The sequence below is a fragment of the Pedobacter nutrimenti genome (genome assembly GCF_032678445.1).
GTDB lineage: Bacteria > Bacteroidota > Bacteroidia > Sphingobacteriales > Sphingobacteriaceae > Pedobacter > Pedobacter nutrimenti_A.
In genome coordinates this window covers 434717-450470 of record NZ_JAVTSQ010000005.1, presented here as the reverse complement: position 1 = coordinate 450470, position 15754 = coordinate 434717, and the positions used below count along the sequence as shown (strand labels likewise).

At 43.1% G+C, this 15754-nt stretch carries 15 protein-coding genes; 9 read left to right on the top strand and 6 right to left on the bottom strand.

Translation table 11 applies throughout. The features are described 5' to 3' along the window. The 4 genes from hisB to hisG are packed head-to-tail and all read right to left on the bottom strand — an operon-like array spanning position 1 to position 4367. Positions 1–1134 carry a bifunctional histidinol-phosphatase/imidazoleglycerol-phosphate dehydratase HisB gene (gene hisB / locus R2S08_RS11435; RefSeq protein ID WP_316835303.1) on the bottom strand — a complete coding sequence of 378 codons (1134 nt, stop codon included), beginning with the start codon at positions 1132–1134 and terminating at the stop codon, positions 1–3. Positions 1135–1142: 8 nt separating this feature from the next. Then, on the bottom strand, positions 1143–2183 hold the full coding sequence (hisC, locus tag R2S08_RS11430; protein ID WP_316835302.1) for a histidinol-phosphate transaminase: 1041 nt from the start codon (positions 2181–2183) through the stop codon (positions 1143–1145). After that, positions 2173–3471 carry a histidinol dehydrogenase gene (hisD, locus tag R2S08_RS11425; RefSeq protein WP_316835301.1) on the bottom strand — a complete coding sequence of 433 codons (1299 nt, stop codon included), beginning with the start codon at positions 3469–3471 and terminating at the stop codon, positions 2173–2175. Before hisD ends, hisC begins: the two co-directional genes overlap by 11 nt. A 44-nt stretch (positions 3472–3515) precedes the next feature. Continuing rightward, positions 3516–4367, bottom strand: coding sequence for an ATP phosphoribosyltransferase (gene hisG / locus R2S08_RS11420; RefSeq protein ID WP_108552181.1), 852 nt, complete (start codon positions 4365–4367; stop codon positions 3516–3518). 253 nt (positions 4368–4620) lie between these two features. Between hisG and R2S08_RS11415 the strand changes: the two genes are divergently transcribed. From R2S08_RS11415 to R2S08_RS11395, 5 genes are read left to right on the top strand one after another with little or no spacing between them, the layout of a single operon-like run. Further along, positions 4621–6195: a L,D-transpeptidase family protein gene (locus R2S08_RS11415; protein WP_316835300.1), complete on the top strand. Its 1575-nt coding sequence runs from the start codon at positions 4621–4623 to the stop codon at positions 6193–6195. 12 nt (positions 6196–6207) lie between these two features. Then, positions 6208–8256 (top strand): BatA and WFA domain-containing protein, encoded by a 2049-nt coding sequence (locus R2S08_RS11410; RefSeq protein ID WP_316835299.1) that lies wholly within the window; start codon positions 6208–6210, stop codon positions 8254–8256. Then, a complete protein-coding gene (locus tag R2S08_RS11405) occupies positions 8253–9515 on the top strand; it encodes a dihydroorotase (RefSeq protein ID WP_316835298.1) in 1263 nt (420 codons plus the stop codon). The genes R2S08_RS11410 and R2S08_RS11405 overlap by 4 nt, the downstream gene beginning before the upstream one ends. Next, the gene (locus R2S08_RS11400) at positions 9508–10188 is read left to right on the top strand and encodes a hypothetical protein (protein ID WP_316835297.1); all 681 of its coding nucleotides are present in this window, start codon (positions 9508–9510) and stop codon (positions 10186–10188) included. Before R2S08_RS11405 ends, R2S08_RS11400 begins: the two co-directional genes overlap by 8 nt. 52 nt (positions 10189–10240) lie before the next feature. Then, entirely contained in the window at positions 10241–10807 is a 567-nt protein-coding gene (locus R2S08_RS11395) for a DUF4199 domain-containing protein (RefSeq protein ID WP_316835296.1), read from the top strand. A gap of 62 nt (positions 10808–10869) precedes the next feature. Here R2S08_RS11395 and R2S08_RS11390 read toward each other — a convergent pair whose 3' ends face one another. Continuing rightward, entirely contained in the window at positions 10870–12336 is a 1467-nt protein-coding gene (locus R2S08_RS11390) for an ATP-binding protein (protein ID WP_316835295.1), read from the bottom strand. A 101-nt stretch (positions 12337–12437) separates the two neighbouring features. Between R2S08_RS11390 and lepB (R2S08_RS11385) the strand changes: the two genes are divergently transcribed. Genes lepB (R2S08_RS11385) through R2S08_RS11375 form a run of 3 tightly spaced genes read left to right on the top strand, consistent with a single transcriptional unit; the run spans position 12438 to position 13646 of the window. After that, a complete protein-coding gene (gene lepB, locus R2S08_RS11385) occupies positions 12438–12899 on the top strand; it encodes a signal peptidase I (protein ID WP_316835294.1) in 462 nt (153 codons plus the stop codon). A gap of 13 nt (positions 12900–12912) precedes the next feature. Next, the gene (lepB, locus tag R2S08_RS11380; RefSeq protein WP_316835293.1) at positions 12913–13248 is read left to right on the top strand and encodes a signal peptidase I; all 336 of its coding nucleotides are present in this window, start codon (positions 12913–12915) and stop codon (positions 13246–13248) included. A gap of 53 nt (positions 13249–13301) precedes the next feature. Further along, positions 13302–13646 carry a hypothetical protein gene (locus R2S08_RS11375; protein WP_316835292.1) on the top strand — a complete coding sequence of 115 codons (345 nt, stop codon included), beginning with the start codon at positions 13302–13304 and terminating at the stop codon, positions 13644–13646. Positions 13647–13668: 22 nt separating this feature from the next. Here the strand turns inward: R2S08_RS11375 and R2S08_RS11370 are convergent, their stop codons facing one another. Then, positions 13669–14511 carry a mechanosensitive ion channel family protein gene (locus R2S08_RS11370; protein WP_316835291.1) on the bottom strand — a complete coding sequence of 281 codons (843 nt, stop codon included), beginning with the start codon at positions 14509–14511 and terminating at the stop codon, positions 13669–13671. A gap of 84 nt (positions 14512–14595) precedes the next feature. Between R2S08_RS11370 and R2S08_RS11365 the strand changes: the two genes are divergently transcribed. Then, positions 14596–15753 carry a TlpA disulfide reductase family protein gene (locus R2S08_RS11365; protein WP_316835290.1) on the top strand — a complete coding sequence of 386 codons (1158 nt, stop codon included), beginning with the start codon at positions 14596–14598 and terminating at the stop codon, positions 15751–15753. Position 15754 lies beyond the last annotated feature (1 nt).

The following is a 15754-nucleotide window of genomic DNA, read 5'->3' as shown; positions in this document are numbered from 1 at the left end:
TTATAATACGCCTTTTGTGCTTGGTAAGACTAATTTTTCTGCGTCGCGTTTAATCGCCATCTTAATTGCTTTTGCAAAGGCCTTAAAGATAGCTTCTATTTTATGATGTTCGTTGTCTCCTTCGGCCTTGATGTTCAGGTTGGATTTTGAGGCATCGCTGAAAGATTTGAAAAAGTGATAGAACATCTCGGTAGGCATATTTCCAACTTTTTCGCGTTTAAATTCCGCATCCCAGACGATCCAGTTCCTGCCGCCAAAATCTATAGCTGCCTGCGCCAGGCAATCGTCCATAGGTAAACAGAATCCATATCTTTCCAGACCTAATTTGTTGCCAATGGCTTTTGCAAAGGCTTCTCCAAGGGCTATACCGGTGTCTTCTATGGTATGGTGTTCATCGATGTGAAGGTCTCCTTTGGTTTCAATATCCAGGTCTATACTGCCGTGACGGGCAATCTGGTCCAGCATATGGTCAAAGAAGTGCAGGCCTGTTTTGATATTGGCTTTACCTGTGCCGTCCAGATCAATGCGGATGCTGATTTTGGTTTCATTGGTATTGCGTTCGTGTTGTATGGTACGGCTCCCTGCTCTTAAAAAGGTATAGATATCTTCCCAGTTCTGGGTTTGCAGGGCAATGACTTCCTGTAAACTTTCTGCAGACCCCAGGGTTTCTGCAGCACCCAGATTATCGTTGTTGCGGATGAAAATGCCTTTTGCACCCAGGTTTTTAGCAAGTACGACATCGTTAAGGCGATCTCCTAACACGAATGAATGGGCAAGATCGTAATCTGCGCCAAAGTATTTTTGCAGCAAACCGGTATTGGGTTTGCGGGTAGGTGCGTTTTCATGGGCAAAAGTTTTGTCGATAATCACCTCTGCGAATTCAATTCCTTCTCCCCGTAGGGTTTGCAGGATAAAGTTGTGTACCGGCCAGAAGTTGTCTTCCGGATGGGAAGACGTGCCGAGCCCGTCCTGATTGGTCACCATGACCAGTTCATAATCGAGTTCCCGGGCAATTTTGGATAGGTAATATAAAGCTTTAGGATAAAATTCCAGTTTGGCAAAAGAATCGATTTGCTCATCTTCCGGTTCAAGGATGATGGTGCCGTCTCTGTCTATAAAAAGTACTTTTTTCATGGTTGGTTTTAAAGCGATTTTAAGGCTTGGAGTAAAGTGTTGTTTTCTTGCGGTGTGCCAATCGTAATGCGCAGACATCCTTCGCACAGGGTTACTTTGGAACGGTCTCTTACAATAATTCCTTGTTCGACCAGGGCATTATAGGTGTCCAGTGCCTGTTCAATTTCAACGAGGATAAAATTGGCATCCGAAGGAAATACTCTTTTGACTTTTGGCAACTGAATTAGAGCTGCACTTAAAAGTTCCCGCTCTTCTACCGTAGCCTTGATCCAGTCGTTGACCTGTGCTACATTTTTCAGGGCTTCGAGGGCAATGTCCTGTGTGGCCTGATTGATGTTGTAAGGTGGTTTGATTTTGTTCAGGATGTCGATAACCGGGCGGGGGGCAAAGGCCATGCCTAAGCGTAAAGCAGCAAGACCCCAGGCTTTGGAAAAAGTTTGCAAGACCACCAGGTTCGGGTATTCGGTCAGTTCCTGGATAAAGGTCTTTTGTTTGGCATAATTGATATAGGCTTCATCGATAACCACCAGTCCTTTGAAGTTGGCCAAAATGGTCTCTATATCGGTGCGGATAATGGAATTGCCGGTTGGATTGTTTGGTGAACAGATGAAGATCATTTTGGTATGCTCGTCAATGGCTTCTGCAATGCCTTCCAGGTCTAACTGGAAATTGGGCAGCAGGTTTACTTTACGGAGTTCTACATTGTTGATTCCTGCAGAGACTTCATACATGCCATAAGTAGGGGGAAGTACGATGACATTGTCTTTGCCTGGTTCACAGAAGGCCCTGTAGAGCAAGTCTATGGCCTCATCGCTTCCATTGCCTAAAAAGGTGTTTTCTATAGGTACACCTTTAATTTTGCTGATGGCTTCTTTGAGATCCAGTTGTAAAGGGTCCGGGTACCGGTTGTAGTTCTGTTCCAGCGGAGATCCGTAGCTGTTTTCATTGGCGTCCAGAAATACACTGGCTTGTCCTTTATATTCATCCCTCGCCGTAGAATAAGGGCGGAGGTTTTTGATGTTTTCGCGTTGTAGGTTATTAATATCCATCTTTTGTAGTTAAACGAATAGTGATTGCATTTTTGTGTGCCTGCAGGCCTTCGGCGGCGGCCAGGACTTCTACTGTTTTTCCGATTTGGTTCAGGCCTTCCGGGCTGATGTGCTGGAAGGTGATCTTTTTAACAAAGGAGTCTATAGATACACCGGAATAGGCTTTTGCAAAGCCGCTGGTTGGCAGGGTGTGATTGGTTCCTGAGGCATAATCTCCGGCACTTTCGGGGGTAAGGTTGCCCAGAAAGACAGATCCTGCATTGCTGATCTGAGGGATTAAAGCCTGGAAGTGATCTGTAGCCAGGATCAGGTGCTCGGGGGCGTAGGTGTTGGAAAAGGCCATGCCTTCTGCCAGGGTATCTGTCTTTACCGCATAGGAATTGGCGATGGCTTTTGCTGCGATGTCTTTTCTTGGCAGGGCTTCGAGTTGCCTGGCAATTTCCTGAAGGGTTTGGTCAATGATCTGACTGGAAGTACAGACCAGGATGGCCTGACTATCGGTACCGTGTTCTGCCTGTGCAAGCAGGTCGGAAGCGATATAAGCAGGATTGGCTGTTTCGTCGGCCAGAACGAGTACTTCTGAAGGACCGGCAGGCATATCTATAGCCGTGAGTGTGGTTGCCTGTACCAGTTGTTTGGCATAAGTCACGTAACGGTTGCCAGGTCCAAAGATCTTGTCTGCCTTTGGGATGCTTGCTGTGCCGTAAGCCATGGCGCCAATGGCTTGTGCCCCGCCAGCCAGGTAGATCTTATCTATGCCCAAAAGCTGTGCGCAGTAAGCCAGGTAACAATTGGTTTTTCCATTGGCCTGGGGAGGAGAGCAAACAATGATCTCTTTACAGCCCGCCAGCTTTGCCGGGATGCCCAGCATCAGGAAGGTGCTCGGCAGAACAGCGGTACCGCCGGGTACATACAGACCTACTTTTTCTATAGCTCTGGTTTCTCTCCAGCAAGTGACGCCTGGCATGGTTTCTACTGGTGCTTCTTTAGCGATCTGTGCAGCGTGAAACTTTTTGATGTTGGCATAAGCCTGGTCAATGGCTGCTTTTTCTGCTTTCGGAATTTCGGCGGCTATAGCGTTAATTTCTTCCTGATCAAGGAACAGGCACTCCAGTTTTACTTTGTCGAACTGAAATGCATAGTCGAGAAGGGCTTCATCTCCTTTGGTTTTTACCTGGTTGATGATGTCTTTTACGCGCTGGTCTATACTTTGATCGTCTTCCAGTTGTCTGGTGCATAATGCATCAATATCCTGTTTCGACAGATCTTTATAACTATATGTTTTCAATGTCTTATCGTTTATGATGAACTCGTATTTCCTGAGCTGATGGCTTAGGAGATGATTTTCTCGATCGGCATGACTACAATACCTTCTGCACCTGCGGCTTTCAGGCTGTTGATCTTTTCCCAGAAATCATGTTCGGCAATAACAGAGTGAACGGCCACCCAGTCTTCATCAAAAAGTGGAACGACGGTTGGACTTTTTACGCCCGGAAGTAGGTTTACGATTTTCTCCAGGTCTTTTTTGGCCACATTCAGGACCACGTATTTGGTTTCTTTTGCACGCAGTACAGAGCGGATGCGCTGTAAAAGTTCCTGTACTTCCGGCAGCAGGTCGGAGCCCTCTTTTCCGATCAGTACCGCTTCGGATTTCATGACTTCTGCAAAGGGTTTCAGGCCATTGCTTTTTAAAGTACCACCAGTAGAAACGATATCACAAATGGCATCGCTCAGGCCAAGTCCGGGACCAATTTCTACTGAACCGGAAATGGTACGGATGTCTGCATTGACATGGTTGTCTTTAAGGTATTTTTCCAGAATAACAGGATAAGAGGTCGCGATGGCTTTACCACCCAACTGAGCAATTTCAGTGATCTGGCTTTCGTTCGGAATGGCAATTTTCAGGGTACATTTCCCAAAACCTAGTTTTTGTAAATAGGTTACCTCAGCGCCGGCTTCGGTAATTACATTTTCTCCTACGATACCCAGATCTGCAATGCCGTCCTGAACGTATTCCGGAATGTCGTCGTCGCGAAGGAAAAGAATTTCCAATGGGAAATTGGTTACGGATGTAATAAGGGAACTTTTGTAGTTCTCGAAAGAAAGGCCACAGTTTTTAAGGATCTCTACTGATTTTTCGTTTAATCTACCCGATTTCTGGATAGCTATTTTAAGTGTTTTCACTATTGCTGATTATGGTATGGAACAAGAAATATAAATTCGGAAACAGGTTTTGAAGTACAAAACATTACATATACATCGCCAATTGGCGATGGTGCAGATGTAAGTGATGGTTCAAATGTTTTTTCATTTATTATAAGTTCCTAATCGTTAATGCAATGCATCTTGAGGAATGCAAATATATCGATTGAAACGACAAATCAAAAAATAAATGGCATTTAATTTGATTTTGTACCTTTGTAACATATTTACTGATTTGAAAAGAACATTTACGCTAATTTTTCTGTTTGCCTTATTGCTTCAGGCTTGCAACTGGTTTAAGAAAACGCCCGAAGTGGGCCTTGTTTTAGCAGAGCATTTTAAAAATAAACTGTACAAGGATTTTGATACAGCTGCCTATAACCAGGTTTTTAATCAACGCCTGGAGGAATCCCGAAAGCATTTAACAAATCCAAAAACCCTTAGAGCCTATTATGAGCATAAGGAGGGAAGTCCTGTATTTGTAACCCATCATTATATCAATGGTGATCTGGATAGTCTGATCAGTTATTTGGAAAAGAGCGGGGAACATGGCTTTAATCCGTCTTTATTTGGTTTGAAACGGCTCAAAGAATTGAAAATGAGCCTGGATGCCAATGATTTCAAAACGATTGATGCGCTTTATCCTGTTGTCGCTGATCTGGAGTTGAATGCATCGGAGTCATTGATCAAATATTATGATTTTGTGAATTTTGGGGTACTAAACCCTCGTAAAATCCTAAGCCGGTATTATATTCCTGTTAAAAGGCAGGACAGTGCGGGTATTGTTAAACTGCTGGATGCCAGGAATTATGCTGCAGAGTTGAGTGCTGCACAACCCAAGTCGGTGCAATATGCGGCTTTAAAGAAGGAATTGGCCCGGCATAACCTGAAGGATACGGCCGACCAGAGCGCAAGAACCATCCTGGTTAACATGGAGCGACTGCGGTGGAAACTTCCCGAAACGGGTACCCAATATGTGGAAGTGAATATTCCTGATTTCTCTTTAACCTGGTTTAAGGATGGGGACACTTTAAAAAATATGAAGGTTTGTGTTGGGGGGAAAAGAGAGCAGGGCTATGAGGAAAAGATCAAAGCCTATCTTAAATCTGGTAAACTGGATGACAAACCTAAAAATCATGAAACCCCGATATTGTTCAGCAAACTCAATTCTATACAGGTAAATCCGGTCTGGAATATTCCTGCGAGCATTGCGCAGAGTGAGATTTATTATCAGGCAGCCAGAGATCCTTATTATTTATCCAACAGTAATATCAAAGTCTACTATAAAGGACAGCTGGTGACGGATCCGGATACGATACAATGGAGCCATTATTCGAGAGAGCGTTTGCCTTTTAAATTTAAACAGGGTTCTGGTGGAGGAAATGCTTTAGGGAAGTTTAAGTTTATTTTCGACAATGGATCGAGCATTTACCTGCATGATACCAATAATAAGTCTGCTTTTGCCAGGGCGAACCGGGCCATCAGCCACGGTTGTGTACGTGTGGAAAAACCTTTGGAATTTGCTGAAATGCTGGTGAACGATAAATATCAGTTCGATCAGTTGCGTATGGAGGTCAACCTGCCGCCATTGGATACCACCAAAATGGAGGTGTACAAGAAAAAATTAGCTAAAAAGGCAGATACGGTAAATGTTTTTGAGCTGAAGCCAAAATGGTTCAGTACGAAGAAACAGGTTCCCTTGATCATCAATTACATCACAGCCTGGTGGCAGAATGGTGCTTTGCAGGTACGTCCGGATGTTTATGGATTAGATGAAACACTTTGGAGTAAATTGCAAAAATTTCTCTAACTTTGGTTTTTAATGAATTTCCTATATCCAGGTTTTCTTTTTGCACTTACGGCGGTCGCAATACCTGTTTTAATTCATTTGTTCAATTTTAGGAAATACACCAAAGTTTATTTTAGTAATGTACAGTTCCTTAAAGAGGTAAAGGAACGGGGGGCTTCGCGTGAAAAGCTCAGAAATCTGTTGTTGCTGTTCGCCAGGATACTGGCTATTGTATTCCTGGTTCTGGCTTTTGCCAGGCCTTACTGGTTTTCGGGAAAGAAAATGGATCCGGCTGCTCCAACCTTGGTTTTGATCTATGTAGACAATTCCTATAGTATGGAAGCGGTTAATAAGGATGGTAATTTACTGGATGAGGCGAAAAGGAAAGTGCGGGAGATTGTAAAGTCTTACGGCCCGAATGATAAGTTTCAGCTGCTGACCAATGATTTTGAGGGAAAACACCAGAGACAGGTTAGAGGGGAAGAACTGCTTCAACTCCTGGACGAGGTAAAGATCTCTCCGGTACACAGAGGGCTTTCACAGGTCATGAATCGTCTGGATGGTCACCGCGATTTGAATTCCAACCGGTTTATTTATTTGATATCAGATTTCCAGGAGAGTTTTACCGGGAGCAAAGCCCTTGTTTCTTCAGATCAGGAGGAGCAGGTTACCCTGGTGAAATTACAGGCGAACAAGATGCCGAATATTGCGGCAGATAGTGTCTGGTTTTTATCTGCTGTGCATAAACCCGGAGATGCAGAGAAATTGGTGGTCAAACTTCGGAATTATACGGAAGAGCCCGCTTCAGGGATTGCGGTGAAATTGACGATTGACCATACTCAAAAAGCGGTACATAATTTGAATATCCCGGCAAATGGAACGGTAAACGATACGATTGCCTTCAGAGGTCTTGGGCAAGGCTGGCACCGGGGTTTGTTGAGTGTTAAGGATTATCCGGTTGTTTTTGACGACTATTTAAATTTTACGTTTAAAGTGGAGGCCAGCAGGAGTGTATTGAACATTAAGGGAGACCCTGGAGAAAGACATATTGATGCACTTTATGCTTCGGATGCTTATTTTAAAGTGACCGATATGCCAGAATCGAATATCCGGTACTCAGCGCTGGGGAAATATGACCTGATTGTACTGAACGGGCTGAAATCTCCTTCTTCCGGTTTGTCGCAACAGTTGCGGATGTATGTGAATCAGGGAGGAACTGTTGTGGTTTTTCCCGATCTGGACGGAAATCAGGCACAATATTCGGCTTTTTTGAGCGAATTGTCACTGCCGCGTGTTTCAGTGTTGCATACAGAACAGTTGAATGTAAGTGCTATAGATTTAAAACATGAGGTTTTCCGGGAGGTTTTTGAACATATTCCTTCTTCTATAGATTTGCCCAAAGTGAGCCGTTATTTCGGATTTGCAGAGCTGCAGAAAAATGTACAGCAAAATCTGATGACGCTGCCGCCTAACCAATTGTTTTTTGCCCAGTTTGGTTTGGGTGCAGGAAAGATCTATTTGTGTGCAACTTCCACGAACATCAAGGACAGTAATCTGCCTCAGCATCCGGTTTTTGTTCCGTTGATGTATAAAGTGGCTTTTGGGAGTGCTAAAAAGCAGCCTTTATATTATACGATTGGCAATGATGATTTGCTGGAGAGTGAGCAGATCAGTCTGGGGACCAATCAATCCCTGCGCCTGGTTGCAGATCATTTTGAGGCGATTCCTGAATTGAGGCAGGCCAATGGAAAGAGTTTGATCTATATAGCGGATCAGGTTCGGAAACCTGGATTTTATGAACTGAAAAAAGCAGATTCTGTGCAGAGTGTCTATGCATTTAACGAAGACAGGCGGGAATCTGATGGCAGATATACAGAGGATACGAAGCTGAAGGAATTGTTTCCAAAGCAAAAAATAGAGCTCTATCACAGTGGAAAGGATGCGCTTACTTTAGACGGTACTCCGAAAAATAACCGCACAGACTTATGGAAACTTTGCCTAGTTTTGTGTGCGGTTTTTCTAGCGGTTGAAGTATTACTGATTCGATTTTTTAACAACACTAAGAATATACAAAAAACATGAACCTTCTGATTACAGGCGTTACCATTGCCGATCCCAGCAGCCAGTTTAACGGGCAAACTTGTGATGTACGTGTAGAACAAGGGAAAATTACGGCGCTTTCAGCGCAGCTGAAACCTCAAAAAGGAGAAGAGGTTTTTGAAGGGAAGGGCGCTTATCTTTCTCCTGGATTTTTTGACCTGAACTGTTCTGTAGGTGATCCGGGTTTTGAAACCAGGGAAGATATCCGTACAGCTACAGCTGCTGCAGCTGCGGGTGGATTTACGGGTATTGCAGTTTTACCCAATACCCAACCGGTGATGCATTCTAAATCTGAGGTGGAGTATGTGCTGAACAGGTCGAAAAATAACCTGGTGGATGTATATCCAATTGGTGCCATCAGCCATAATCTGGAAGGGAAAGAGCTGGCGGAATTGTATGATATGCAGCAGGCGGGTGCTGTAGCTTTTTCAGATGGATTAAAGCCTATTACTGATGATGGCTTTATGAGCCGTGCTTTGCAGTACAGCAAAGGTTTTGATGGTTTGCTGATGGTGTATCCGGAAAATAAATCTATCGCAGGGAAGGCGCAGGTGAATGAAAGTAAAACCAGTGTATTGCTGGGGATGAAAGGGCTTCCGGCTCTGGCTGAGGAAATGCAGATTTCCCGGGATATTTTTCTGGCTGGTTACCATGATGCACCTGTACATATCAATACGATTTCTACAGCGGGTTCTGTGGCCATTATTAAAAAAGCAAAAAAAGATGGGATCAGGATTACCTGTGATGTAGCCGCTCATCAGTTGGTTTTTACGGAAGAATTACTGAATGATTTTGATAGTAATTATAAGGTAAAGCCACCTTTGCGTGGTAAGGCTGATGTAAAGGCTTTGCTTGCCGGGTTAAAGGATGGGACAATTGATGCAGTGAGTGCGCAGCACCGCCCGCATGAAATAGAGTTCAAGGATGTAGAGTTTGAAATTGCTGCCTACGGCATCATAGCACTTCAAACCGCATTGCCGTTGTTGCTGAAAGCGGGTCTGGATGCTGGACAAATTGCAGCGAAACTGGCTATTGCGCCCCGAAGAATACTGAATTTGCCTGTGCCGGTACTGGCCGTTGGCGAAGAGGCGAATTTTACCTTGTTCAGAACACAGGATCAGTGGTTGTATAATGCAGAAAGCAACAGATCTAAGTCTGCCAATTCACCTTTGTTAAATGAAACATTAACCGGTAAGGTGGTGTTGGTATATAATCATAAACAATATCAAGTATATGGATAGTAAAGTAGAAGGTGCCTTAGTTGCATCCTTAAATAAATTTGCTGCAACAGCTGGCAGAGATTCAGCCGATTTGCAGAAAGATTTGATCGGGGTTTTTAATCAGGACCTTGGCTTTTTAGAGAAAGTGGAAGCATTTGATGCAGTATTTGATGAAAATCCGGCATTTGATGAGCTTAGAGAGGTTTTCTTCGATTTGCTGATGATTAATTTCTTCTCCAGTGATATGAAAAAGCTGGAAGAGGACTACCTGGACACAGAGGAATGGGAGAATATTGAAGAGGAAACCATTGACCGCGGATCGGAATTGCTGAATCTGCTGATGTACATTAACGAGTGTCATGATGAGCAGATCAAACCGGAACTTGGTGATTTCCTGAAAGAATTTTTATTGGTGGAAGAGGACGAGTTTCAGGATGAGTTTATGATCTATGAAGACCTGATCAGCAATCAGCAACTTGCGGAGAGCAGCATAGAAGATATTTGCAGCCATGCTGATATGATTGATCTGGGAGAAGAAATGGAGCAGTTATTTGTGCCTTTTATGGCTTTCTTTTATGAACCTAAAGGAACAGAGGCAGTAGTTAAGGATCTGGAGAAATATAGTTCCGAACCTGGTTTTGATGTTGCAGTTTACACGTTAATTACTAATTTTAACAATATCCGGACATCCTAGTTTATTTTTGGGTGTTTACTGTTTAAATTAATGTTTATCTAAAACAATAAAAATGCAACAACAACTTATTGAAATGGAAAAAAAGCCAAATGTGCTGGCTTTTAAAGGGGCACTTGCCTACGCTGTTTATTTCTTGGCACTAATTTATATTTTCAAAATGATTGGTATTGATACGAACAATACTAATCTTCCTTTAGGTGAAAAGATATTGAGTTCGGCATTGTCTTATATTCCGTTTATCCTGGCTATTGTGTATGTGCAAACCAATCATAAGAAAGAGCTTGGAGGCTATATTACCTTCGGAAGGGCTTTTTCGGCAGGTTTTAAAGTTGCGGCATACTCAGGTTTGTTTCTTGCTCTTTTATTGATGTTATATTATAAGGTTTTAGACCGTTCGGCATTTGATAATTTAATTGACAAAGCCAAAGAGACTGCTGGTGATGATGACAATAAGATTAAAGGGGTGGAAATGATGAGGCCTTATATGATTTACTTTATTGGTTTCGGTGCGGCGATTACCTATACTTTTTTTGGACTGATTGTGAGCTTGATTGGTGCTGCAATAATTAAAAAGGAAAAGCCTTTATACGAGGAAACGGAAGAGATTAAATCGTTATAGAAAAATAAAAGGGGCTTTAAGGCCACGAATGGTCGGAAGAAATTCCGGCCATTTTTTATGTCTTATTGTTCAAGGGAGAGTGGAAGGTTAAAGTGGAAGGTAGAGCCTTTGCCTTTTTCACTTTCTACCCATATTTTACCTTCATGCCGCTGAACGATCTCTGAGCAGAGGTAGAGGCCGATTCCGAACCCTGAAATGTTTTGGGTATGTTTACTTTCAATGCGGGAATAACGTTCAAAGAGTTTATCTATATCCTGGGGTTTAATGCCCATTCCTTCATCTTTTATACTGATTACGGCCATATTGTCGACTGTTTTGAAAAACAGTTCTATGCTTTTTCCTCTTGGAGAATATTTAACCGCGTTACTGAGCAGATTAGAGATCACCTGGCCCACCTTGTCACGGTCTGCATGGATATGTATGGTTTCGCCTTCATGTAAGGTGATGTTGTACTCTGTTGCGGTGAGGCGTGCTTCTTCAATGCTTTCTGCCAGGAGTTCTTCCAGATTGAAATCTTGTTTGCTGAGGTGGATCTTACCCGATTCCAGACGGGAGAGATTGAGAAAGCCGTTGATCATGGAACCCATTTTATTGACCTGGATTTCTACTCTGGAAAGCGCATTCACCGCAAAGGCATCATTTTCTTTTTTCGCCTTGGCATTCAGTAATTGTACATAACCCTTTAAGGATGTAAGCGGTGTTTTCAACTCATGGCTTACCATTCCAATGAAGTCATTCTTTCGCATTTCATCTTGCTTTTGTTCGGTGATGTTCAGGATAATGCCGGAGATGCTGAGCGGTGTGCCGCTTTGATCATAATAGGCCTTGCCCGTAGAACGAAGCCATTTAGGTTTGTCGTCGTCTAAGGGATGGATCAGGTATTCTACCTCAAAGGCTTCTCCTGTTTTGATGGCTTCACGAATGGTTTCTGCAACCATTTCACGTTGAGCCAGGTCAATCATTTTGAAGGATTCTTCAAGGGTAAGGTGCTTTTCATCAGTAAGCCCATGGATCAGCCTGGATTGTTTGGAAATGGTCAGTACGCCAGAGATCAGGTCACTGCTCCAGGTGCCCATCCCGGCAGAGTCAAGTGCTTGCTTGAGGGTGTCGGTTGTTTTTTCCAGCCTTCTTCTGGACTTTATGTTTTCGGTGACGTTTACCGCAGTGTGGAGGATACAATAGGTGTCTCCAGAGGCTGCAGGAATCGCACGGTACTTAAAATTGAAATAATAGGTTTGAAGTTTTCCGCCAGTGGAAAGTTCGGCGGGGGCGTCTTTTGCTTCAAAGGTTTTGCCTGTTCTCCAAACTTCCTTCAGGATCTCAATATAGGGTTGTCCCTGTAGCTCAGGAACGGCCTCCTCCAGCGGTTTACCTATAACGCTCCGGTCTTTGCCCCAGAACTGGATCATGGAATCGTTGGCGGTTTGGATAATAATGTCATCGGTGGTGTAAATTGCAGTCGCGTTTTCAGACATGGAAAGAATTTCCAGTAGTTCTTGACTGCTTAGGCGTGGGGACTTACCTTTCATTCGTTGGGGAGCTGGTGATCAATGTAAATATAAAGAAAATGATGTAACAAATACAGGCTTTCTAAATCAAAAATGGACATTCTGAATAAAATGAATTGGGTATGAAATGGACTAGTTTATTTAACAAAAAGACAGCGCAGTCTAAACCGAAGAAAAGCAAACCAAGAGAGTGGTTTGATGCGCTTTTATTTGCAGTTATAGCTTCTACGATAATTAAAGGACTATTGTTTTCTGCTTATGCTATTCCTTCCGGTTCTATGGAAGGAACACTTTTAACTGGTGATTATTTGTTTGTGAGCAAGTTTGCTTATGGCCCGAGAATGCCAATGACTCCAGTGTCTATTCCTTTTCTGGAGTCTACTGTAACAGGAAGTAAGATCAAAACCTATTGGGATGGGGTCAAACTTCCTTATTTTCGTTTGCCAGGACTATCATCGGTTAAAAGCGGGGATGTGGTTGTGTTTAATTATCCTCCTGAAGCAAAAGACAACACGCCGGTGGACATGAGGACACATTATATTAAACGGTGTATCGGGACACCTGGTGATGTGGTAACTATATGACAACTTTGGCCCATTGACTATTCCAAAGAAGGGATGGACCATAAAACTGGATTCGTCAGCAGTGGCACTTTATGGACAGGCCATAAGACTTTACGAGCATAACAGTATGGTTAATAATGGAGATGGCGTCTTGATCAATGGAAAAAAGACAGATCATTATACGTTTAAAATGGATTACTATTGGATGATGGGCGACAACAGACATAATTCTGAGGATTCCCGCTTCTGGGGCTTTGTTCCAGAAGACCATATTGTGGGTAAAGCTATGATTACCTGGATGAGTAAGGATAGCTTGGGAACTGGTTTGAACAAGATCAGATGGAACAGGATACTTAAATCAATCCATTAAAAACAGTAGATACCAGATTATTATGACTACCTTGTTGATTAAATTATAATAAAATGAAAATCAATGAATTAGCACTTAGTTTTTGTCAGTCTAAAACGGAGTTGCTAGAACTGGAGAAAGATCTGGCCCTGGTGGAAAAACTTGTGAAGGATCTTTTGGCAGATGTTCAAACACCTGATCTGAAACTGGAAATTTCGGGCCTGAATAAAGAGATCAAGAGCCAGACAGAAGTGATTGAACAGCTTAAAACTGAATTGAATGGAGTTGAGGATGAACTTTTGGCTTGTTTTAAAGCTGAGGATTATAAAGCAGGTGATAAACTGGAGGTGGTGCTGGACAATAGTAAGGCTGTTCAGCTGTGGGTAACCAAGGATGGAATACTTAAAGTCCAGCCTTAAAGGCCGGACTTTACAGGTTAAATTATTTTTGATCACCTGGAGTGGGGGCAGGTGACAGAATATGTACTTCTCGCTGAGGATAAGGTGTGGAAATACTGTTGTTGTCTAATTCTTCTTTTATCTTTTGAAAATTACTGTAATAGGCTTTGGTGTAGTCACCGTTAGCTACCCAGGCATGGATAGTCAGATTCACCGCGTTTTCTCCAAGAGAACTGACAAGAACGACCGGTTGTGGCGTTTTCAGGACAAGCGGGTCTTTATCCAGTAAATTCAGAATGAGTTTTCTGGCGGTGTCTATATTGGAATTGTAAGAGATTCCAATAATGTATTCGAGCATCCGCGTTTCATTGTCTGAGGTATTGTTGATCACAGCATTGGCCAAGGGGCCATTAGGGGCATAAAGTGTTGTGCCGTTGGCAGCTTTTAGGGTGGTGTAGAGAATGTCTATTTTAAGGACAGTTCCGCTAACGCCATTGGCCGCTGAAATGCTGTGTCCAATTCTGAAAGGTTTGAACAGCAGGATCAGGACTCCGCCCGCAAAATTGGAAAGGCTGCCTTGCAGGGCCAATCCAACGGCAAGACCAGCAGTACCCAGAACGGCAATAAAGGAAGTGGTGGGAATGCCAACCGTTGAGGCCACCTGGAGGATCAGTAATAGATAAAGGATGGCTTTTAGTACACTGATCAGGAAGGAGGAAAGGGAAACGTCGATATTTCCTTTGGTGAACCGCCTGGTTAAAAAGCCGATCAGAAATTTGATGAGCCATATTCCGAGAAACAGGGTGATTAGTCCAAATAAAAGGGAAGGGATCATATCTACGAAGGCGTCAATTAGTTTTGCCACTTTGGGCTCGATATAATTCATATTTAAAAATTTACTCAGCTTTCTTCCCCGCATTTTTAATGCCATTATGTTGCTGTGGTGTGGATTTTGTTAGATAGTCAGTTCATGAGAAAGATGGCATTCCTTTTTGTACTATTGCTTTTCCTGGTCTTTAATGGAAATGCCCAGGGAATATTTAAGATTCATGGTGCATTTACCTTGCTGAAAAAGGAGATGAAGGTGGTGCTGGCCTATAACCTGAACCATAAAGAGGTACGGGATTCTATGGTGACCAGGAACGGGCTTTTTGATTTTTCAGGAACGGCTCCTTCGGCTCTGCCGGTTAAAGCTACATTAGGTTTCCTGCCATTGGAAGATCATCCGAATACTTCTTATGTGGAGCAATTACTAAAGATTGATGAACAGGATTTTTTTCTCGAGAAAGGAACTGTTTTGGTGAAGGGCAGTAGTAAAATGAATACAGCGGTAATTACCGGCGGCAAGACACAGCAGGAGCTGCTTTCGCTGCAGGGTTTGAAGCGTGAAGAGCGGGATAAGATGTTGAATTTACAGGATGAAATGATTCCTCTGCTAATTCAGAGCCAGGGATTTGGTATAGATTCAAACAAAAAAGTCCAGGCCATTAGTGCAGAAATGCAGCCCCTGGTTAGAAAAATGAGAGAAATAGATGAACTTTTTATAAAAACGCATCCTGATTCTTATGTTACACTTGATCTGGTGGCGCAACGTAGCCGCATGATGCGTGCCGGGAACTTTACGAAGATGTTGAGTGGTTTAAGTCCCAGGTTGAGAAATTCAAAATCCGGTAAGGAAATGTTGCGCAGGCTTAATGTGGAAAAACAGACGGCTATAGGGGTAAAGGCGATGGATTTCAGCCAACCTGATGCCGATGGAAATAAGATCTCTTTGGATGCATTTAAAGGTAAGTATGTTTTACTGAATTTTTGGGCGAGTTGGTCGGAGGCTTCCAGAGGAGAAAATTTAGACTTGTTGACGCTATATTTGCAGTTTAAGAACAAAGGCTTCGAGATCCTCTCTGTTTCTTTGGATGCGGATAGAGAAAAATGGCTGAATGCGGTGGGGGAGGATCATTTAATCTGGCCGCAATTGAGTGATTTAAGGGGCTGGAATAATAAGGCTGCGCAAATATATGCGATAACTGCTGTTCCCAAGAATTTTCTGATTGGTCCTGATGGACGTATTGCAGGGAAGGACTTGTTTGGGGAATCGCTTCTGGAAAAATTAGAAGAAGTACTTCGTTAAG

Coding starts and splice junctions, on each gene's coding strand:
- R2S08_RS11400 (WP_316835297.1), top strand. CDS start 9,508: ATGGATAGTAAAGTAGAAGGTGCCTTAGTTGCATCCTTAAATAAATTT.
- R2S08_RS11395 (WP_316835296.1), top strand. CDS start 10,241: ATGCAACAACAACTTATTGAAATGGAAAAAAAGCCAAATGTGCTGGCT.
- R2S08_RS11410 (WP_316835299.1), top strand. CDS start 6,208: ATGAATTTCCTATATCCAGGTTTTCTTTTTGCACTTACGGCGGTCGCA.
- R2S08_RS11365 (WP_316835290.1), top strand. CDS start 14,596: ATGAGAAAGATGGCATTCCTTTTTGTACTATTGCTTTTCCTGGTCTTT.
- R2S08_RS11390 (WP_316835295.1), bottom strand. CDS start 12,336: ATGAAAGGTAAGTCCCCACGCCTAAGCAGTCAAGAACTACTGGAAATT.
- lepB (WP_316835294.1), top strand. CDS start 12,438: ATGAAATGGACTAGTTTATTTAACAAAAAGACAGCGCAGTCTAAACCG.
- hisB (WP_316835303.1), bottom strand. CDS start 1,134: ATGAAAAAAGTACTTTTTATAGACAGAGACGGCACCATCATCCTTGAA.
- R2S08_RS11405 (WP_316835298.1), top strand. CDS start 8,253: ATGAACCTTCTGATTACAGGCGTTACCATTGCCGATCCCAGCAGCCAG.
- R2S08_RS11375 (WP_316835292.1), top strand. CDS start 13,302: ATGAAAATCAATGAATTAGCACTTAGTTTTTGTCAGTCTAAAACGGAG.
- hisC (WP_316835302.1), bottom strand. CDS start 2,183: ATGGATATTAATAACCTACAACGCGAAAACATCAAAAACCTCCGCCCT.
- R2S08_RS11370 (WP_316835291.1), bottom strand. CDS start 14,511: ATGAATTATATCGAGCCCAAAGTGGCAAAACTAATTGACGCCTTCGTA.